This is a genomic window from Pikeienuella sp. (assembly GCF_046290545.1).
In the GTDB taxonomy this organism is placed as follows: domain Bacteria; phylum Pseudomonadota; class Alphaproteobacteria; order Rhodobacterales; family Rhodobacteraceae; genus Pikeienuella.
In genome coordinates, this window is record NZ_JBKAGV010000006.1 from 13,025 (window position 1) to 31,545 (window position 18,521).

At 70.5% G+C, this 18,521-nt stretch carries 16 protein-coding genes; 12 read left to right on the forward strand and 4 right to left on the reverse strand.

What is annotated here, in order from left to right; genetic code table 11:
• Position 1: 1 nt before the first annotated feature.
• The 8 genes from ACE37J_RS03985 to ACE37J_RS04020 all read left to right on the forward strand — a co-directional run bounded on the left by ACE37J_RS03985 (position 2) and on the right by ACE37J_RS04020 (position 7,815).
• The gene (locus tag ACE37J_RS03985) at positions 2–460 is read left to right on the forward strand and encodes a DUF3429 family protein (RefSeq protein WP_409707394.1); all 459 of its coding nucleotides are present in this window, start codon (positions 2–4) and stop codon (positions 458–460) included.
• The gene (gene phnX / locus ACE37J_RS03990) at positions 457–1,224 is read left to right on the forward strand and encodes a phosphonoacetaldehyde hydrolase (RefSeq protein ID WP_409707397.1); all 768 of its coding nucleotides are present in this window, start codon (positions 457–459) and stop codon (positions 1,222–1,224) included. Before ACE37J_RS03985 ends, phnX begins: the two co-directional genes overlap by 4 nt.
• Complete coding sequence (locus ACE37J_RS03995) at positions 1,221–1,820, forward strand: class I SAM-dependent DNA methyltransferase (protein ID WP_409707400.1); 600 nt, start codon at positions 1,221–1,223, stop codon at positions 1,818–1,820. Before phnX ends, ACE37J_RS03995 begins: the two co-directional genes overlap by 4 nt.
• Positions 1,813–2,286, forward strand: a complete 474-nt coding sequence (rnhA, locus tag ACE37J_RS04000; RefSeq protein WP_409707403.1) for a ribonuclease HI — start codon at positions 1,813–1,815, stop codon at positions 2,284–2,286. Before ACE37J_RS03995 ends, rnhA begins: the two co-directional genes overlap by 8 nt.
• On the forward strand, positions 2,283–3,500 hold the full coding sequence (locus tag ACE37J_RS04005; protein WP_409707406.1) for a PLP-dependent aminotransferase family protein: 1,218 nt from the start codon (positions 2,283–2,285) through the stop codon (positions 3,498–3,500). Before rnhA ends, ACE37J_RS04005 begins: the two co-directional genes overlap by 4 nt.
• 52 nt (positions 3,501–3,552) lie before the next feature.
• Positions 3,553–5,376: a 5'-nucleotidase C-terminal domain-containing protein gene (locus ACE37J_RS04010; protein WP_409707409.1), complete on the forward strand. Its 1,824-nt coding sequence runs from the start codon at positions 3,553–3,555 to the stop codon at positions 5,374–5,376.
• Between the two features lie 77 nt (positions 5,377–5,453).
• Positions 5,454–6,128 carry an SOS response-associated peptidase gene (locus ACE37J_RS04015; RefSeq protein ID WP_409707412.1) on the forward strand — a complete coding sequence of 225 codons (675 nt, stop codon included), beginning with the start codon at positions 5,454–5,456 and terminating at the stop codon, positions 6,126–6,128.
• Between the two features lie 73 nt (positions 6,129–6,201).
• Positions 6,202–7,815, forward strand: coding sequence for a class I adenylate-forming enzyme family protein (locus ACE37J_RS04020; RefSeq protein ID WP_409707415.1), 1,614 nt, complete (start codon positions 6,202–6,204; stop codon positions 7,813–7,815).
• Between the two features lie 2 nt (positions 7,816–7,817).
• Here the strand turns inward: ACE37J_RS04020 and ACE37J_RS04025 are convergent, their stop codons facing one another.
• From ACE37J_RS04025 to nth, 3 genes are read right to left on the reverse strand one after another with little or no spacing between them, the layout of a single operon-like run.
• Positions 7,818–8,288, reverse strand: coding sequence for a GNAT family N-acetyltransferase (locus ACE37J_RS04025; RefSeq protein WP_409707976.1), 471 nt, complete (start codon positions 8,286–8,288; stop codon positions 7,818–7,820).
• Entirely contained in the window at positions 8,285–9,286 is a 1,002-nt protein-coding gene (locus tag ACE37J_RS04030) for an adenosine kinase (RefSeq protein WP_409707418.1), read from the reverse strand. The genes ACE37J_RS04025 and ACE37J_RS04030 overlap by 4 nt, the downstream gene beginning before the upstream one ends.
• Complete coding sequence (gene nth, locus ACE37J_RS04035) at positions 9,283–9,927, reverse strand: endonuclease III (protein WP_409707420.1); 645 nt, start codon at positions 9,925–9,927, stop codon at positions 9,283–9,285. Before nth ends, ACE37J_RS04030 begins: the two co-directional genes overlap by 4 nt.
• 129 nt (positions 9,928–10,056) lie before the next feature.
• On the opposite strand from nth, the gene pheT reads away from it, so the two are divergent.
• The 3 genes from pheT to ACE37J_RS04050 all read left to right on the forward strand — a co-directional run bounded on the left by pheT (position 10,057) and on the right by ACE37J_RS04050 (position 14,228).
• Positions 10,057–12,486: a phenylalanine--tRNA ligase subunit beta gene (gene pheT / locus ACE37J_RS04040; RefSeq protein ID WP_409707423.1), complete on the forward strand. Its 2,430-nt coding sequence runs from the start codon at positions 10,057–10,059 to the stop codon at positions 12,484–12,486.
• 92 nt (positions 12,487–12,578) lie between these two features.
• Entirely contained in the window at positions 12,579–13,007 is a 429-nt protein-coding gene (mscL, locus tag ACE37J_RS04045) for a large conductance mechanosensitive channel protein MscL (RefSeq protein ID WP_409707426.1), read from the forward strand.
• 63 nt (positions 13,008–13,070) lie between these two features.
• On the forward strand, positions 13,071–14,228 hold the full coding sequence (locus ACE37J_RS04050) for an alpha-hydroxy acid oxidase (RefSeq protein WP_409707429.1): 1,158 nt from the start codon (positions 13,071–13,073) through the stop codon (positions 14,226–14,228).
• A gap of 44 nt (positions 14,229–14,272) precedes the next feature.
• Here ACE37J_RS04050 and ACE37J_RS04055 read toward each other — a convergent pair whose 3' ends face one another.
• Positions 14,273–17,887: a hydantoinase B/oxoprolinase family protein gene (locus tag ACE37J_RS04055; protein ID WP_409707432.1), complete on the reverse strand. Its 3,615-nt coding sequence runs from the start codon at positions 17,885–17,887 to the stop codon at positions 14,273–14,275.
• Positions 17,888–17,983: 96 nt separating this feature from the next.
• Here ACE37J_RS04055 and ACE37J_RS04060 point away from each other — a divergent pair, with 96 nt between their 5' ends.
• Positions 17,984–18,511, forward strand: coding sequence for a winged helix DNA-binding protein (locus ACE37J_RS04060; RefSeq protein WP_409707435.1), 528 nt, complete (start codon positions 17,984–17,986; stop codon positions 18,509–18,511).
• The last annotated feature ends 10 nt before the right edge of the window (positions 18,512–18,521 follow it).

An 18,521-nucleotide genomic window follows, 5' to 3' on the forward strand; every position in this document is an offset into this window, starting at 1 on the left:
CATGAGCTTCGCCATTCCCCGCCCGGCGCTGCTGCTCGGCCTCGCCGGGCTCCTGCCCTTCCTCTACGCCGCCCTTGCCGGGCAGGAGCCGCGGCTGGAGATCGACCTCGCCCCGGCGCTGCTGGTGGCGGAGGTCTACGGGCTCGTGATCTTCGCCTATATGAGCGGCGTCTTCTGGGGCTTCGCCGTGGCGGGGAAGAAGACGGCCGGGGATGCGGGCTGGCGCTGGCTCGGCCTCGCGGTGGCGCCCGCGGTCGTCATGGTCCTCGCGCTCGTGGTGGAGCCGGGGCGGCAGGCGGACCTCTTGCTCGTCGGCTTTCCGGCGCTCCTTCCCATAGACTTCCTCTTCCAGCGCGCGGGGCTCGCGCCGCGCTGGTGGCTCGCGCTGCGGCTCCTGCTGACGGCGGTGGTGGTCTCCTGCCTCTGGATCGCCGTGTCCGGCGCCGGGGAGGCGCTTTGATCCGCGCCGTCGTGTTCGACTGGGCGGGAACGCTCGTGGACCACGGCTCCCGCGCCCCGGCCCTCGCCTTCGTCGAGGCCTTCGCGCGCTTCGGAGTCGAGGCGACGGAGGCGGAGGCGCGGGCGCCGATGGGGCTGGAAAAGCGCGCCCATCTCCGCGCGATGCTGGCCGGGGCGCCGCTCCGGGCGCGCTGGGAAGCCGCGCAGGGCGAGGCCGGGGAGGCCGCGGTCGCCCGGCTCTACGAAGCCTTCGCCCCCCTCGCGGCGGACATCGCGGCGCGGGAGGCGGCGCCGGTTCCGGGCGCGCCGGAAGCGCTGGCCGCGCTCCGGGCCCGGGGGCTGCGGATCGGCTCGACGACCGGCTATGCGCGGGAGATCATGGATCATGTCATCCCCCGCGCCGCCGCCGCCGGCGTCTCCCCCGAGGTCGCGATCTGCGCCGACGAGGTGAAGGCCCCGCGCCCGGCGCCGGACATGATCCTCGCCGCGATGGCGGCTTTGGGCGAGGGCGACCCCGCCGCCATCCTCGTCGTGGACGACAGCACGCCGGGAATCGAGGCGGCGAGGGCCGCCGGCGCGCGGGCTGTCGGCGTCACGCTTTCGGGCAACGGCGCGGGGCTCTCCGCCGAGGCGCTGGCGGCGCTGGCGCCCGCAGCGCGCGCCGCGCTGCGCGGCCCGGCGGCCGCCCCGCTCCTCGCCGCAGGGGCGGAGGCGGCGCTCGACTCGGTGGCGGACCTGCCCGCATGGCTGGAGGCGCAGGCGTGAGCGGGGACGAGGAGACGCTCGCCTTCTATGACCGTGAAGGCGCGGCCTATGCCGACTGGTCGGCGCCCAAGGGCGAATACGCCTGGCTCGAAAAGTTCCTCTCGATGGCGCCGGAGGGGCGGCTCCTCGACTATGGCTGCGGCGGCGGCTGGGCGGCGAAGCGGATGCTGGACGCGGGCCGGAAGGTCGAGGCGTTCGACGGCTCCGCCGGCCTCGCCGCGGAGGCGTCGAAGCTGACGGGAATCAACGTGAAGGTGATGCGCTTCGAAGGGCTAGACGCCGTCGCCCGCTATGCCGGGATCTGGGCCTCCTTCTGCCTCCTGCATGCGCCCCGCGCCGCGATGGAGGGCAATCTCGCCCGCATCGCGCGCGCGCTCCGCCCCGGCGGGCTGCTCTATCTCGGCCTGAAGAAGGGGGAGGGCGAGGCGCGTGATTCGCTCGGCCGCTTCTATTCCTATTTCGGGCGGGAGGAGATCGGGCGCCTGCTCGCGGAGGCCGGCTTCCGCGACATCGACCTGCGGGAGAAGCAGGGCGGCGGCTATGACGGCGTGCCCGAGGAGGTGATGCACATCTTCTGCCGGAAATCCGATGCCTGAGTTCATCGCCTATACGGACGGCGCCTGCTCCGGCAATCCCGGCCCCGGCGGCTGGGGCGCGCTCCTCGTCGCGCGGAAGGACGGCGCGGTGGTGCGGGAGCGCGAGATCAAGGGCGGCGAGGCGCACACGACCAACAACCGCATGGAGCTCATGGCCGCCATCGAGGCGCTGAACGCGCTCGGCAAGCCGACCGAAATCACCGTCGTCACCGATTCCAACTATGTGAAGGGCGGCGTCACCCAGTGGATTCACGGCTGGAAGCGCAACGGCTGGAAGACGGCGGACCGGAAGCCGGTGAAGAACGAAGACCTCTGGCGCGCGCTCGACGCCGCGCAGGCCCGCCATTCCGTGACCTGGAAATGGGTCAAGGGCCATGCCGGCCATGAGGAGAACGAAAGGGCCGACAGCCTCGCGCGCGCGGGCATGGAGCCCTACAAGCCAAGAAAAAAGGGAGACGCGCCATGAGCTTCGATATCGCCGCCTTCGCCCGGCCCGAACTGGCCGAGAGCCCGCGCTGGACCGGCTTCCCGCCGTTCAACTTCGTCGGCGGGCACAATGACGAGACCTCCGTGCCGGTGGAGGCGCTGCGCGCCGCCGCCGACGCCGTGCTGGGCCGTGAGGGGCGGACGCTCGGCACCTATTTCCTGCAATCCGGCCCGCTCGGCTATCGCCCGCTGCGCGACTTCCTCGCCGCGAAGCTGAAGCGCGCGGCGGGGATGAGCGTGGACCCGGACGAGATCCTGCTGACGTCGGGTTCGCTGCAGGGGCTCGACCTCGTGAACGCGGCGATGCTGACGCCGGGGGACACGGTGATTGTCGAGGAATCGAATTACGGCGGCATCTTCCCCCGGCTCCAGCGCGCCGGGGCGCGGATGGTCACGATCCCGGTCGACGGGCAGGGGATGGACGTGGACGCCTTCGCCGCCGCGCTTGCGCGGCTGAAGGCGGACGGGGTGCGCCCGAAATTCCTCTACATCATCCCGACCGTCCACAACCCGACCGGCACGATCATGCCGCTCGAACGGCGGGAGCGCGTCGCCGCGCTCTGCCGGGAGCACGGGCTGCCGATCTTCGAGGACGAATGTTATTCGGACCTGATCTGGTCCGGCGAACGCCCGCCCGCGCTCGCCGCGCTCGCGCCGGAGAGGACGATTCATGTCGGCTCCTTCTCCAAGTCCATCGCCCCGGCGCTCCGCGTCGGCTACATCGTCGCGCCCTGGGCGATCCTCTCCCGCATCCTTTCCGCCAAGCATGACGCCGGCTCCGGCGCGCTCGAACAGATGGTGCTGGCGGAATTCTGCGCGGCGCATTTCGACGACCATGTCGCTAAGCTGAACCGCGCGCTGGAGGCCAAGCTCGATGCGCTCATCGCCGCGCTCGACGAGCATTTCGGCGCCTCAGTCGAATTCTCCCGCCCGCCGGGCGGCATCTTCCTCTGGGTGAAGCTGCCGGAGGGGGTGGATTCCACCCGGCTCGCGGAGATCGCCGCCGCCAAGGGCGTCGCCGTCAATCCGGGGCGCGAATGGTCCAGGGGCGGGGATGCCGGGCGCTGGATTCGCATCTGCTTCGCCAATCCCTGCCCGGAGACGATCCGGGAGGGGATCGGCCGGCTGGCGGACATCTGCCACGCCGAATTCGGGACGCCGGAGATCGGCGGGAACCGCCGCCGCGCTTCTTGACGTTTCCGTGACAAAGCCCGACCTTTCGCAGCGCACAACAACGGAGGCCTCCATGACCCCCCGCCGCTTCCTCACCGCCCTGCTCGGCTCGGCCGCGTTCGCCGCGACGGCGGGCGCCGCCGCCGCCGAGTATCGGCTCACCATCTTGCACATCAACGACCTCCACAGCCGGATCGAGGAGATTTCCCGCTTTGACGGCTCCTGCTCGGCCGAGGATTCGGCCGAGGGCAAATGCTTCGGCGGCGTCGCCCGCGTGAAGGCCTGGCTTGACCAGCGCCGCGCCGCGCTCGAAGGCCAGAACGTGCTGACGCTCGATGCGGGCGACCAGTTCCAGGGCTCGCTCTTCTATTCGACCTACAAGGGAGCCGCCGCGCTCGAATTCATGAACGAGATGGGTTTCGACGCGATGGCCGTCGGCAACCATGAATTCGACGACGGGCCCCAGGTGCTCGCCGATTTCATCAAGGGCGCGGGCTTCCCCGTCATCTCCGGCAACACCGACGTGAGCGCGGAGCCGCTCCTCGCCGGGCGGCTGCCCGGCCATGTGGTGGTGACTGTCGGCGGAGAGCAGATCGGGATCATCTCGGTTCTCGCCACCGATACGGACGAAACCTCCTCCCCCGGCCCGAACGTGAAGTTCGTCGACGAGATCGACTATCTGACCGGCGAGGTCGCGATCCTCGAAGCCAAGGGCGTGGACAAGATCATCGCGCTCACCCATGTCGGCTACAAGCGAGACATGGAGATCGCCGCCGCCGTGCCTGGGATCGACGTGATCGTCGGCGGGCACAGCCACACCTATCTCTCCGCCTCCGACCCGAAGCGCGAAGGCGCGTATCCCACCTGGGTGAGCGGCCCGTTCGGCGCGCTGGTGCCGGTGGTTCAGGCCTACGCCTATTCGAAATATGTCGGCGAGCTGACCGTCGAGTTCGATGACCGCGGCAACGTGGTCTTCGCCGAGGGCGACACCAAGCTGCTCGACGCCTCCGTCGCGCCCGACCCGGCGATCGCCGCGCGGGTGGCGGAGCTTGGCGGGCCGATCGAGGAGCTCAAGAACAAGGTCGTGGCCGAGACCGCTGCGCCCATCGACGGGGACCGGGCGAGCTGCCGCGCGCGTGAATGCGAGATGGGCGTCCTCGTCGCCGAGGCGATGCTGGACAGGACCGCCGCGCAGGGCGTGACCATAGCGATCCAGAACGGCGGCGGCCTTCGCGCCTCCATCGACGCCGGGCCGGTGACGATGGGCGAGGTGCTGACGGTGCTGCCCTTCCAGAACACCATCGCCACGATGAAGCTGAAGGGGGCGGACATCGTCTCCGCGCTGGAGAACGGCGTCAGCAAGGTCGAGGAAGGGGCGGGGCGCTTCCCGCAGCCGGCCGGCCTTCGCTATTCCTTCGATCCGGCGGCGGAGCCCGGCGCGCGGATCACCGGCGTCGAGGTCATGGCGGGCGGCGCCTGGGCGCCCATCGACCCGGAGGCGGTCTATGGCGTCGTCACCAACAACTACATGCGCCAGGGCGGGGACGGCTACGCCAGCTTCCGCGACGCGGCCGTCGACCCCTATGACTACGGCCCGAACCTCGAAGAGGCGGTGGCCGCCTATCTCGCCGCCAACTCCCCCTACACGCCCGCGCTCCGCGGCAATGTCGTGATCGGCGCGAGCCTCACCGGCGCGGCCGCGCCCGCGGCGGCCGCTCCGGCGGCGGCGCCTGCGGAGGCGGCGATGAGCTATGTCGTGCAGAAGGGCGACACGCTCTGGGCCATCGCCCGGTCAAAGCTTGGCGACCCGACGCTCTACACGAAGATCATGGAGGCGAACGGGATCTCCGAGGGCGCGATTCTCGCCATCGGGCAGGAGCTCATGCTGCCGAAGTGAACCGTCGGGCCTGACAAGAGGGCGCGCCGGCAAGGCGCGCCCTTTCTCTTCGAGAGCCGCGCCTTTAGCCTCCCCCCATGTGCGGACGCTTCGCCCTCACCCTCCCGCATGATGCGGTCGCCCGGCTCTTCGACGCGGCGCCCGATCCTTCGCTCATGGCGCGCGGGCCGCGCTGGAACATCTGCCCGACGCAGGAGGTGGAGGCGGTCGTCTCCGAGCATGGCGCGCGTCGGATGGCGCGGATGCGCTGGGGCTTCATCCCGCGCTGGTACAAGGCGCCGAATGACGGGCCGCTCCTGATCAACGCCCGGTCCGAGACCATCGCGGAAAAGCCCGCCTTCGCGGAGGCGGCGCGGGAGACGCGGTGCCTCATCCCCGCCTCGGGCTTCTACGAATGGCGGACGGAAGGGAAGACGAAGACGCCGTTCTGGCTCCGCCCCGCCGCGGCCGACCATGTCGCCTTCGCGGGCGTATGGCGGGACTGGGCGGGGCCGGAAGGGCTCCGCCTCTCGACCGTCGCCATCGTCACGACGGCGGCGAACGCGGCGCTCTCCACGATCCATCACCGCCTGCCGCTCGTCATCGCGCCGGAGGACCGGGCGCTCTGGCTCGGCGAGGCGGGCAAGGGCGCGGCGCGGCTGATGCGGCCGCCGGCTGAGGATTTCTGGGCCTTCCACGAGGTCGGGCCGGAAGTGAACCGCGCGAAGGCGGACGGCCCGGCGCTGACCGAACCCGCCGCCCGTCTCGTCTGATCTTGCCCGCGCCGCCGCGCGCCGCCATGTTCGAACCGGGGCCGCGGAGACGGCCCGAGACAGGGAGGCCCGCATGTACCCGCTCGACCTGAAGGAGGCGCATTGCCCCGCGCAGGGCGACATGGAGGTTCTGGACGCGACCGTCGGCGCCCTCCTCCGCGCCGCCGCCGCCGAAAGGCCCGAGGCGCCCGCGCTGCTGGAAATCGGGATGGACGGCAGGCCGGGCCGGAGCTGGACCTATGGCGCGCTGCTGGCGGACGCCGAGCGCCTCGCGCTCGCGCTTTCCACCCGCTTCGCGCCGGGGGAGCGGATCGTCGTCTGGTCCCCCAATTCGCCGGAATGGCTGCTGGTCGAATATGCCTGCGCGCTGGCGGGGATCACACTCGTCACCGCCAATCCCTCCTATCAGGCGCAGGAATTGCGCTATGTGCTGGAGAAATCCGGCGCCGCCGCGCTCTTCCTCGTCTCCGAATTCCGCGGCAACCCGATGGCGCGGATCGGGGCGGAGGCGGCGGCGGGCCTGCCCGCGCTCCGCGAGATCACGGACATGGAGGATGACGCCGCGCTCCACGAAAGCGGACCGCGCGCGCCGGCCTTCCACGAGGCGAGGCCGGAGGACGAGGCGCAGCTCCAGTTCACCTCCGGCACCACCGGCTTCCCGAAGGGCGCCCGGCTCCACCATCGCGGCCTTGTCACCAACGCCCACCTCTACGCCGGGCGCGCCGGCGTGCGGGAGGGGGCGGCATGGTCCTGTTTCATGCCGATGTTCCACACCGCGGGCTGCGGGATGACCGCGCTCGGCGCCCTTCAGACCTTCGGGCGGATCGTCATGTTCCGCGCCTTCGACCCGAACGCGATCCTCGACCGGGTGGAGGCGGACCGGATCGAGCTTCTCGGCGGCGTGCCGACCATGATCTTCGCCATGCTTGAGGCGCAGGCGCAGAAGCCGCGGGACATCTCCTCCCTCCGCATGATCGTCTCCGGCGGCTCGATGGTCGCGCCCGAACTCGTGCGCCGGGCGAAGGCGGGCTTCGGCTGCGGGGTGATGACCGTCTACGGCCAGACGGAGACATCCCCCGTCGTCACCCAGCACTGGCCGGGCGACAGCCTGGAGGACGTGACCTCCAGCGTCGGCCAGCCGCTGCCGCAGACGGCCATCTCCATCCGCCGGATGGAGGACAATTCGGTCGCCGCCATCGACGAGCAGGGGGAAATCTGCATCCACGGCTATTGCCGGATGCTCGGCTATGACGGCGACGAGGCGGCGACGGCGAAGACGATCGACGCGGAGGGCTGGCTCCATACCGGCGATCTCGGCGCGATGGACCGCCGCGGCTATGTCCGCGTCACCGGCCGGGTGAAGGAGATGATCATCCGCGGCGGGGAGAATCTCTTCCCCGTGGAGATCGAGAACGCGCTGCTCGAACATCCCGCAATCGCCGAGGTCGCGGTCGTCGGTCTCCCCGATGAAAAATGGGGGGAGATCGTGGCCGCCGCGATTCGCTTCGCGCCGGGGCCGGCCGTGGATGCGGAGACGCTCCGCGCCCATTGCCGCGCCCGCCTTTCGCCGCAGAAGACGCCGTCCGTCTGGCGCGTGGCGACGGGCTTTCCGCTCACGGGCTCGGGCAAGGTGAAGCGCTTCGCGCTACGGGACGAGATTCTGGCGGGCAAGCTCGCGGAACTCTGAGGTCAGAGCCTCAGCGCGATGTAGCGCACCGTCTTGCCGCGACCTTCGAGAACGGCCTCGCCCACCGTCTCGAAGCCGAAACGGGCGTGGAAGGCGTCGCTCTCCGGGTTCGGCGGGTCGCTGTTGATCTCCGCCGCGATGAGCGGGACGCCGCGCGCGGCGGCGAAGGCGATGAGGTCGCGATAGAGCGCGGCGGCGAGGCCGCGGCGGCGATGCGTCGCCGCCGTCGCCACCCGGTCCACATAGAGGAAGCGGTCGAACCGGGCCTTGTGCCAGAGGAAGTTCGGGCTGGAATAGTCGCCCCCCTCCCCGAAGGCGAGGAGGAAGGCGCCGCCCTCCGCCGCCCGGGCATAATCCGCCCGCGCCAGATGCGCCGCCATCTCCGCCTCGCTCATCGGCGAAAGCTCAAGCTCGTGCGCCCGGTTCAGCGCATGGACCCAGGGCAGGTCCTCCGCCCCGATATCCCGGATCACCGGGCCCAAAGGCCCCGCTCCTTCATCAGCGTCCCGAGGTCGGCCTCCGGCCGCGCGCCGACATGGCTGATGACCTCGCCCGCCGCGACGCAGCCCATCGACGCGCAATGCGCGAGGTCGCGCCCCTGCGCGAGCCCGGCGAGGAAGCCGGCGGCGAAGAGGTCCCCGGCCCCGGTCGCGTCCACTACCTTCGTCGCCGCCGTCGGCACATGGGAGCGGGCCGAGGGGGTGACGACATGGGCGCCGCGGGCGCCGACCGTCACCGCCGCGATCTCCACATCGCCCGAGACGCGCGCCATCGCGGCCTCGAGGTCGTCGGTCTCGTAGAGCGCCATCAGCTCGTGCTCGTTGGCGAAGAGGAGGTCGGTATGGTCCGCGATGAGCTTGCGGAACGCGTCGCGGTGGCGGTTCACGCAGAACGGGTCGGAAAGCGTGATGGAGACGCGCCCGCCCGCCCCCTTCGTCGCGCGGATCGCCTTGTCGAAGGCGGCGACGGAGGCCGCGCCGTCGAAGCGGTAGCCTTCGAGATAGAGCCAGGCGGCGCCCGCGCACATCTCGGGGTCCACGTCGTCCGGCCCGAGGCTTTCGGAGACGCCGAGATAGGTCGACATGGAGCGCTCGCCGTCCGGCGTCACCAGCACCATGCACCGGCCCGTCTCATGCTCCGCCAGCGTCTTCGGCGCGAGCGGCGTCTCGTAGACGGCGCCCATCGCCCGAAGATCATGCGCGAAGATCGCGCCGAGCTGGTCGTCCTTCACCTTGCCGACATAGGCGGTGCGGGCGCCGAGCATGGCGAGCCCGGCGATGGTGTTCGCCGCGGAGCCGCCCGAGATTTCCTGCGCCGGGCCCATGGCGCCGTAAAGCTCCACCGCGCGGGCGGCGTCGATCAGCTGCATGATTCCCTTCTCGACGCTGTTGTCGGAAAGGAAGGCGTCCTCGCAATGGCTGAGCACGTCCACGAGCGCGTTGCCGACGCCCACCACGTCATAGGTTTTCACGTCGTCTTCTCCTCGAACTGGCAAAGGTCGGAAATCAGGCAATCCGCGCAGCGGGGCTTCCGCGCCGTGCAGATGTAGCGGCCGTGCAGGATCATCCAGTGATGCGCGTGGCGCTGGTATTCGGCGGGCACCCGATCCTCGATCGCGCGCTCGACGGCGACGACGTCGCGGCCCGGCGCGAGGCCGGCGCGGTTGCCGAGGCGGAAGATATGCGTGTCCACCGCCTGCGCCGGCAGGCCCCACCACATGTTGAGGACGACATTCGCCGTCTTCCGCCCGACGCCGGGGAGCGATTGCAGCGCCTCCCGGCTCGAAGGCACCTCGCCGCCATATTCCTCCACGAGGATGCGGGAGAGCTTCATCACGTTCTTCGCCTTGTTGCGGAAGAGTCCGATGGTCTTGATGAACCCGATCAGCCGCTCCTCCCCCAGCGCCAGCATCGCCTCCGGCGTGTCGGCGACGGCGAAGAGCGGCCCGGTCGCCTTGTTCACGCCCTTGTCCGTCGCCTGGGCGGAGAGCGCGACGGCGACGAGAAGGGTGTAGGCGTTGAGGTGATGCAGCTCGCCCTTCGGCTCCGCCTCCGCGGCCGCGAACCGGCGGAAGGCTTCGCGGATCTCGTGATAGGTCATCGGGCGCAGCATGGCGGGCTTATGGCAAGCGGGCGGGCGGCGCGCAATGGCGCTCCCGGCGCCGCCCCGTCCTTGCGGGGCTTTGCCTCCCCCTCCGATCTCGGCTAAGGGACGCGCCGATGCGAAGGACGGACGGGGCCCATGAAATTCACGCTGAACTGGCTGAAGGACCATCTGGAGACCGAGGCGCCGCTTGACGAGATCGTCGCGGCGCTCACCGATCTCGGGCTGGAGGTGGACGCGGTGGAAGACCCTGCCCGCGCCCTCGGCGCCTTCACCATCGCCCGCGTGATCGAGGCGAAGCCGCACCCCGATGCGGATCGACTGCGCCTCTGCCGCGTCGAGACGAAGCCGGAAGGGCCCTCCGGCCCCTCGGTCGAGGTGCAGGTCGTCTGCGGCGCGCCGAACGCGCGCACCGGCCTCGTCGGCGTCTTCGCCGCGCCGGGGACGCATGTTCCGGGCACCGGCGTCGACCTGAAGAAGGGCGTCATCCGCGGCGTCGAATCGAACGGCATGCTCTGCTCCGAACGCGAGCTGATGCTCTCGGAAGACCATGACGGGATCATCGACCTGCCGGCGGATGCGCCGCTCGGCGCCCGCTATATCGACTGGGCGGGGCTGAACGACCCCGTCATCGAGATCAAGATCACCCCGAACCGGCCCGACGCGCTCGGCGTGGCCGGCGTCGCCCGCGATCTCGCGGCGCGCGGCCTCGGGCGGCTGATCGAGAAGCCGGTCGCGCCCGTGCCGGGCGGCTTCCCCTGCCCGCTCGCCGTGACCATCGACGCCGACGCTGTCGAAGCCGCGCCCGTCTTCTGCGGGCGGCTGATCCGGGGCGTGAAGAACGGCCCCTCGCCGGACTGGATGCAGCGCCGGCTCCGCGGCATCGGCCTCCGCCCGATCTCGGCCCTCGTCGATATCACCAACTACCTGACCTATGACCGGAACCGCCCGCTCCATGTCTTCGACGCGGACAAGGTGAAGGGCGCGCTCCGCGTCCACCGCGCCGCGGGGGGCGAAAAGATCGTCGCGCTCGACGACAGGGAATACACGCTCGAAGCCGGGATGCTCGCCATCTCGGACGACGAGGGCGTGGAGAGCATCGCCGGAATCATGGGCGGCGCCGCCACCGGCTGCACGGAGGAGACGGTGAACGTCTTCGTCGAAAGCGCCTGGTGGGACCCGGTGACCATCGCCGCCGCCGGCCGCCGGCTGAAGATCAATTCCGACGCCCGCTACCGCTTCGAGCGGGGCGCGGACCCGGACTTCACCCCGCCGGGCCTCGAACTCGCGACCCGCATGATCCTCGACCTTTGCGGCGGCGAGCCGTCGGTGGCGGTCATGGCCGGCGCCGTTCCCGATCACGCCCGCGCCTATCCGCTCAACCCGGCCCGCGCCGCCTCCCTCGTCGGGATGGACATTCCGGCGGCCGAGCAGGTCCGCATCCTTTCCGCTCTCGGCTTCTCCGCGGAGCCCGAGGGCGCCGGCTATCGCGTCTCCGTCCCCTCCTGGCGACCCGATGTGAAGGGCGAGGCGGACCTCGTGGAGGAGGTGGCGCGCATCGTCTCGCTCTCCCGCCTCGTCTCGAAGCCGATGAGCCGGCCCGCCGGCGTCGCCGGCGCCGTGCTGACCCCGATGCAGAAGCGGACGGCCCGCGCCCGCCGCCGCCTCGCCGCCGCCGGGCTCAACGAATGCGTCACCTATTCCTTCGTCTCGACGAAGGAGACCGCGCTCTTCGGCGGCGGGGACGCGCTCAGGAAGCTGGAAAACCCGATCTCCTCGGAGCTTTCCGACATGCGGCCCTCCCCGCTCCCCGGCCTCCTCGCCGCGGCGGCGCGGAACCAGGCGCGCGGCTTCGCCGATCTCGGCCTCTTCGAGGTCGGCGCCGAATATTTCGGCTCCGAGCCGGGCGAGCAGCGGGAGGTCGCCGCCATCCTCCGCGTCGGCCATGCCGCGCCGCGGGACTGGTCGGGCGCCCGCCGCCCGGTGGACATGATGGACGCGAAGGCGGACGCCGAGGCCGTCCTCGCCGCCATCGGCGCGCCGGTCGAACGCCTCGGCGCCGCGCGCGAGGCGCCGGAGTTCTTCCATCCCGGCCGCTCAGCCCTGCTGAAGCTCGGGCCCAGGTCGGCGCTCGCGGCGTTCGGGGAACTGCACCCGAAGGTCCTGAAAGCGCTCGATGTGAAGGGCCCCGCCGTCGCCGCGATCGTCTATCTGGAGGAAGCGCCCTTCCCCAAGGCGAAGGGCCGCACCCGCCCGGCGCTCGCCCTCCCCGCCTATCAGGCGGTGGAGCGGGATTTCGCCTTCGTCGTGGACGCGCGCTGCGAGGCCGAGACGATCCTCCGCGCCGCGAAAGGGGCGGACAAGACCCTGATCGAGAGCGCGAGCGTCTTCGACATCTTCGCCGGCCCGGCGGCGGAGGCGCAGATGGGCGCGGGGCGGAAATCCGTCGCCATCGCCGTCCGCCTCCAGCCGCTGAATGCGACGCTGACGGAGGCGGAGATCGAGGCCGTCTCCGCCCGCATCGTCGCCGCGGTCGAAAAAGTGACGGGCGGCGCCCTCCGCGCCTGATCCCGGACCCGATCCCGCCTTTCGCCCGCCGCAATCCGCGCTATGAAGCGGGGCGCGGCGAGGGCCGCGCGAACAGGAGAGGGAGAGAGCGAATGCTCAGGGAGTTTCAGGAATTCGCCATGAAGGGCAACGTGCTCGACATGGCGGTCGGCATCATCATCGGCGCGGCCTTCACGACCATCGTGACGACGCTGGTGAACGGGATCTTCATGCCGGTCGTCGGCTACATCACCGGCGGGGTGGATTTCACCGACATCTTCACTGTGCTCGGCGAGGGCGAATACGCCTCGCTGAAGGCGGCGACGGACGCCGGCGCGGCGGTGATCCAGTGGGGCGTCTTCGCCAATTCGGTCATCTCCTTCCTCATCGTCGCCTGGATCCTCTTCCTCATCATCCGCACGATGAACCGTGCGAAGGACGCGCTGGTGAAGAAGGAAGCCGCCGCCGCGCCGGCCCCCGCCGGCCCGACGCAGGAAGAGCTTCTGGCCGAGATCAGGGACCTTCTGGCCAAGCGCGCCTGAGGGCTTTCCTTTTCCGCTGCGCCGTCGCACCTTCCCCGCCAAACCGACAAGACGGGGGAGACGATGGCGCAGCCGCTCGACAGACCTGACCTTCCGGCGCGCTTCGCGTCCTTCGCGGACTTCCGCCTCGGCGCGAAGCGGCGCATCCCGCATTTCGCCTTCGAATATCTCGACGGCGGGATCGGCCGGGATGTCGGCCTCGCGCGGAACTATTCCTCGCTGGACCGGGTGCTGCTGACCCCCCGGACAATCGACGAGGGAACCCCGCCCGAAACCGCGCTGGACCTCCTCGGCGAGCGCTGGACCCATCCGTTCGGCGTCGCCCCCGTCGGCATGGGCGGGCTCTTCCACCCCGAGAGCGCGCCGGCGCTGGCGAAGCGCTCCGCGAAGCTCGGAACGCCATTCTGCCTCTCCTTCGTCGCCTCCCATTCGCTGGAGACGATCGTCTCCGCCATGGGCCGCGCGCCCTGGCACCAGTTCTACTGGCCGCGGCCCGACGACGTGCAGAACGACATCCTCGCGCGGATGAAGGCGCTCGGCGTCACCGTCATCATGCCGACGCTGGATATTCCGGGCCATCAGTGGCGCGAGCGGACGATCCGCGCCGGCGTCGCCGCCAAGCCCTCGCCCTGGGTCACGCTCCGCGACGTGGCGCCGAAGCCGCTCTGGGCCTGGGAGACGCTGAAATACGGCAAGCCCGGCCTCCCCAACATCCAGACCTATTCGGGCGGCGGCCCGGCGGAGGCGGAGATGTTCCTCCTCCAGAACTGCATCCGCCCCATCGGCCCGGAGGAAATCCGCCGCCTGCGCGACAAGTGGGACGGGAAGATCGTGGTCAAGGGCGTCATGGCGCCCGAGGATGCGGAGGATTTCGTGAAGGTCGGGGTGGACGGCATCGTCGTCTCCAACCACGGAGGCCGCCAGCTCGACGCGGCGCCGGGCGCGCCCGAGATGCTGCCGCCCATCGTGGAGGCGGTGGGGGGCAAGACGGCGATCCTCGCCGATGGCGGGGTGAGGGACGGGATGGACGTGCTCCGCCTCCTCGCGCTCGGGGCGGATTTCGTGATGGTCGGGCGGCTCCCCTATTTCGCCTGCGCCGCGATGGGCGCCCGCGGCGCCGCCTCGCTCGACCTTCTGGCGATGCAGGTCCGCACCGTGATGGCGCAGCTCGGCGTCCGGAATGTCGAGGAGCTGCGGCGGCTCAAGGTCGAGATCGCCTGAGCGCCGGCCGTGCGGGCCGTCGAGCGGCCCGCACGCGGCATCCCCTATTCCGGCTTGCCGAACCCGCCCCCGGTCGGCGTCGTGACGATCACCGCCTCGCCCGCCTTCAGAACGGTCTCGTCGCAGCCCTTCAGCTCCTCGACCGCGCCGGAAAGCCGGCGCACCTCGGTCTTGCCGAGCGCGCCGTCCTCCCCGCCGAAGAGGCCCTTCGGTCGAACCGTGCGGTGGGAGGAGAGGATCGCCATGCGCATCTCCTCGAGGAAACGGAGCGTCCGCTTCGTGCCGCCGCCGGCGCTCCACCTGCCGCGCCCGCCGGAGCCGCGGCGGATGTGGAAATCCTCCAGCAGCACGGGGAAGCGATGCTCCAGCACCTCGGGGTCGGTCAGCCGCGAATTGGTCATGTGGACCTGCGCCGCGTCCGTCCCGTCAAACCCGTCGCCCGCGGGCGTGCCGGAGCAGATCGTCTCGTAATACTGGTAGCGGTCATCGCCGAAGGTGAGGTTGTTCATCGTCCCCTGGCTCGCCGCCATCGCGCCGAGCGCGGCGAAGAGCGTGTTGGTGACATGCTGCGAGGTCTCCACGTTCCCGGCCACCACCGCGGCGGGATATTCCGGGCGAAGCATCGAGCCTTCCGGGATCACGATCTCGATGGGCCGGAGGCAACCGGCGTTCATCGGGATGTCCCCCGCCACCATGACGCGGAAGCAGTAGAGGACGGCGGCGCGGGTCACGGGCTCCGGCGCATTGAAGTTCGTCGCCTGCTGCGGGCTCGTGCCCGTGAAGTCCACCTTCGCCGTCCGCGCCTCGCGGTCGACCGAGATGCGGACGCGGATGCGCGCGCCCTGGTCCGTCACCGTCTCCGCCTCGGAATCATGGAGCGCGTCGATCACGCGGCGGACGCTCTCGGCCGCATTGTCCTGCACATGGCCCATATAGGCCTGCACCGTCTCCAGCCCGAAATGGGAGACCATGCGGCGAAGCTCCCGCACGCCCTTCTCGTTCGCCGCGATCTGCGCCTTCAGGTCGGCGACGTTCTGGTGGACATTGCGGACCGGCCAGGGGTGATCGGTGAGGAGCGTCTTCAGCTCCGGCTCGCGGAAGCGGCCCCGGTCCACGATCTTGAAATTGTCGAAGAGCACGCCCTCCTCGTTCACGTTCGTGGCCAGCGGCGTCATCGAGCCGGGGGCCGAGCCGCCGACATCGGCATGATGCCCGCGCGAGGCGACGTAGAAGAGGATCGTCTCGCCCGCCTCGTCAAAGACGGGGGAGACGACGGTGATGTCCGGCAGATGCGTCCCGCCGTTATAGGGGGCGTTGAGCGCATAGACGTCGCCCGGCTTCATGTCCGGGTTCTGCGCGATGATCGTCTCCACCGAGCGGTCCATCGAGCCAAGATGCACCGGCATGTGCGGCGCGTTGGCGACGAGCGCGCCCGTGCCGTCGAAGACGGCGCAGGAGAAGTCCACCCGCTCCTTGATGTTCACCGAATAGGCGGTGTTCTGGAGCGTGACGCCCATCTGCTCCGCGATGGACATGAAGAGGTTGTTGAAGACCTCGAGCATCACCGGGTCCGCCTCCGTGCCGAGCGCATGGGCCTTCGGCAGCGCCTCCACCCGGCGGAGCACGATGTGATCCAGCTCCGTCACCTCGGCCCGCCAGCCGGGCTCCACCACGATGGTCTGATGCGGCTCCACGATCAGCGCGGGGCCGGCGACGCGGCAGCCGGGCTTCATCCCGGCGCGGTCCGCGTGGATCGCCGCCTTCCGCCAGGCGCCCTCGGTGAAGATCTCCGCCTCCGCTTCTGCCTCGCGCTCATGCGCGGGCGCGTCATGGCGCGGCTCCTCGATCTCCGCTGCGCCGCCGACCGCCTCCGCCTCGACCGCCTCGATCACCACGGGCTTGTCGTCGAAGGCGAAGCCGAACTGCGCCTTGTGCGCCGCCTCGAAGGCCGCGCGCATCTCCGCCTCAGTCCCGAGGGGGACGGGGAGGGGCGTGTCCGTTCCGTCATAGCGGAGATGGAGGCGGGGGTGCACCTTCACCGCATCGGGGGAGACGCCCTGCCCCTCCACCTCCGCCCGCACGGCGGCGCCGAGGGCCTCCGCCAGCGCCTCCGCCTCGGGGAGCGCGGCGTCGAGCCGCTTTGCCACCGCCTGCGTGCGCGTGGCGCGAATGTCCGCGAGGCCCATTCCATAGGCGGAGAGGACACCCGAATGTGGGTGGATCAGCACTGTCTTCATGCCGAGCGCATCCGCCACGCGGCAGGCGTGCTGCCCGCCCGCGCCGCCGAAACAGGCGAGCGCGTAGCCGGAGACGTCATGGCCCTGCTGCACGCTGATCTTCTTGATCGCGTTCGCCATGTTCTCGACCGCGATGGCGATGAAGCCCTCGGCGACCTCCTCGGGGCTCCGCCCGTCGCCGATCTTCTCGGCCAGCGCGGCGAATTTCGCGCGCACGGTCTCCACATCGAGCCGCTCGTCCTGGTTCGGTCCGAAGATGGCCGGGAAGTTCTCGGGCCGGAGCTTGCCGACCATCACGTTCGCGTCCGTCACGGCGAGCGGCCCGCCGCGGCGATAGCAGGCGGGGCCAGGATTGGCCCCCGCGCTGTCCGGCCCGACCTTGAAGCGCCCGTCCGCGAAATGGAGGATCGAGCCACCGCCGGCGGCGACGGTGTGGATGCGCATCATCGGCGCCCGCATCCGCACGCCGGCCACCTCCGTCTCGAAGGCGCGCTCGTATTCGCCGGCATAATGGCTGACATCGGTGGAGGTGCCGCCCATGTCGAAGCCGATGATCCGCCCCTCGCCGGCCATCGCCGCCGTCTCGACCGCGCCGACGACGCCGCCCGCCGGGCCGGAGAGGATCGCGTCCTTCCCCTGGAAGAGCTCCGCCGCCGTGAGCCCGCCGGAGGATTGCATGAACATCAGCCGCGCGCCCGAGTCCCCCTCTGAGTTCAGGAGCCGCGCGACGCGCTCCACATAGCGCCGGAGGATGGGGGAGAGATAGGCGTCAACCACCGTCGTGTCGCCGCGCCCCACGAGCTTCATGAGGGGGGAGACTTCATGGCTCACGCTGACCTGCGCGAAGCCCGCCTCCCGCGCCGCCTCCGCCACGATCTTCTCGTGTTCCGGATAGGCCCAGGCGTGCATCAGGACGATGGCGCAGGCGTCGATCCCGCCCTCCCGCGCCGCCTTCAGGTCGGCGAGGATCGCGGCGCGGTCCGGCGCGCGCTCCACCGTCCCGTCGGCGCGGACGCGCTCGTCGATCTCGACCACGGCCTCGTAGAGCAGTTCGGGCTTGATCACCTTCTTCGCGAAGATGTCGGGCCGCGCCTGATACCCGATCTCCAGCGCGTCCCGGAATCCCTTCGTGATGACGAGGAGCGTCCGGTCCCCCTTCCGCTCCAGAAGGGCGTTGGTGGCGACGGTCGTGCCCATCTTCACCGCGGCGATGCGCTCGGAGGGGATCGCCGCGCCGGTGTCGAGGGAGAGGAGGTCCCGGATGCCCTGAACCGCGGCGTCCTCATAGGCTTCGGGGTTCTCTGACAGGAGTTTGTGCGCGCGGATCTCCCCTTCCGGGCTCCGCGCCACTATGTCGGTGAAGGTGCCGCCCCGGTCGATCCAGAACTCCCACTTCGCCCGCCCAGCGCCGCCGTCAGCCATGCCGAATCCTCCTCTAGCGCCGCGCATCCCGTCACGAAGGCGCGCTGACGTCAACAATTTATTGACAAAATGTCTGCGTCATGGCCCGATCATCTCATGACAGAGCGTGAGAAAACGGCCTCTCCCGGCCCCGTCGTCTCCTCCGCCCATCTCGCCTCGGGCGCGATGCCGGAGCTTTCCGAGCTCGAATTCGGGCTCATCATGTGCTCCAACGCCTTCAACCGATGGGCGGCGCGCTGCATGGCCGCGGCGGGGGAGATCGGGCTCTCCCCGCTCGAAGTGCTCTGCCTCCACGCCGTGAACCATCGCGGGCGGGCGAAGCGGCTGGCCGACATCTGCCTCGTGATGAACATAGAGGACACGCATCTCGTCTCCTACGCGCTGAAGAAGCTCGAAGGCCGCGGACTGGTGAAATCCGGCCGCGCGGGCAAGGAGAAGACGGTCGCGATCACGCCGGCGGGGGAGGAGGCCTGCCTCGCCTACCGTGCGATCCGGGAGGCGGCGCTGGTCCGCGCGGTGAAGGAGATGGGGGTGGACGGCCCGCAGGTCTCCCGCCTCGCGGCGCTCCTCCGCGCGCTTTCGGGGCAGTACGACCAGGCGGCGCGGGCGGCGGCGAGCCTCTGACGGCGGCGAG

Excerpts from the sequence above, each read along its gene's own strand:
- rnhA (WP_409707403.1), top strand. The coding sequence starts at position 1,813 with ATGCCTGAGTTCATCGCCTATACGGACGGCGCCTGCTCCGGCAATCCC.
- ACE37J_RS04015 (WP_409707412.1), top strand. The coding sequence starts at position 5,454 with ATGTGCGGACGCTTCGCCCTCACCCTCCCGCATGATGCGGTCGCCCGG.
- nth (WP_409707420.1), bottom strand. The coding sequence starts at position 9,927 with ATGCTGCGCCCGATGACCTATCACGAGATCCGCGAAGCCTTCCGCCGG.
- ACE37J_RS04010 (WP_409707409.1), top strand. The coding sequence starts at position 3,553 with ATGACCCCCCGCCGCTTCCTCACCGCCCTGCTCGGCTCGGCCGCGTTC.
- pheT (WP_409707423.1), top strand. The coding sequence starts at position 10,057 with ATGAAATTCACGCTGAACTGGCTGAAGGACCATCTGGAGACCGAGGCG.
- ACE37J_RS04005 (WP_409707406.1), top strand. The coding sequence starts at position 2,283 with ATGAGCTTCGATATCGCCGCCTTCGCCCGGCCCGAACTGGCCGAGAGC.
- ACE37J_RS03985 (WP_409707394.1), top strand. The coding sequence starts at position 2 with ATGAGCTTCGCCATTCCCCGCCCGGCGCTGCTGCTCGGCCTCGCCGGG.
- ACE37J_RS04020 (WP_409707415.1), top strand. The coding sequence starts at position 6,202 with ATGTACCCGCTCGACCTGAAGGAGGCGCATTGCCCCGCGCAGGGCGAC.
- mscL (WP_409707426.1), top strand. The coding sequence starts at position 12,579 with ATGCTCAGGGAGTTTCAGGAATTCGCCATGAAGGGCAACGTGCTCGAC.
- ACE37J_RS04055 (WP_409707432.1), bottom strand. The coding sequence starts at position 17,887 with ATGGCTGACGGCGGCGCTGGGCGGGCGAAGTGGGAGTTCTGGATCGAC.
- ACE37J_RS04050 (WP_409707429.1), top strand. The coding sequence starts at position 13,071 with ATGGCGCAGCCGCTCGACAGACCTGACCTTCCGGCGCGCTTCGCGTCC.
- ACE37J_RS04060 (WP_409707435.1), top strand. The coding sequence starts at position 17,984 with ATGACAGAGCGTGAGAAAACGGCCTCTCCCGGCCCCGTCGTCTCCTCC.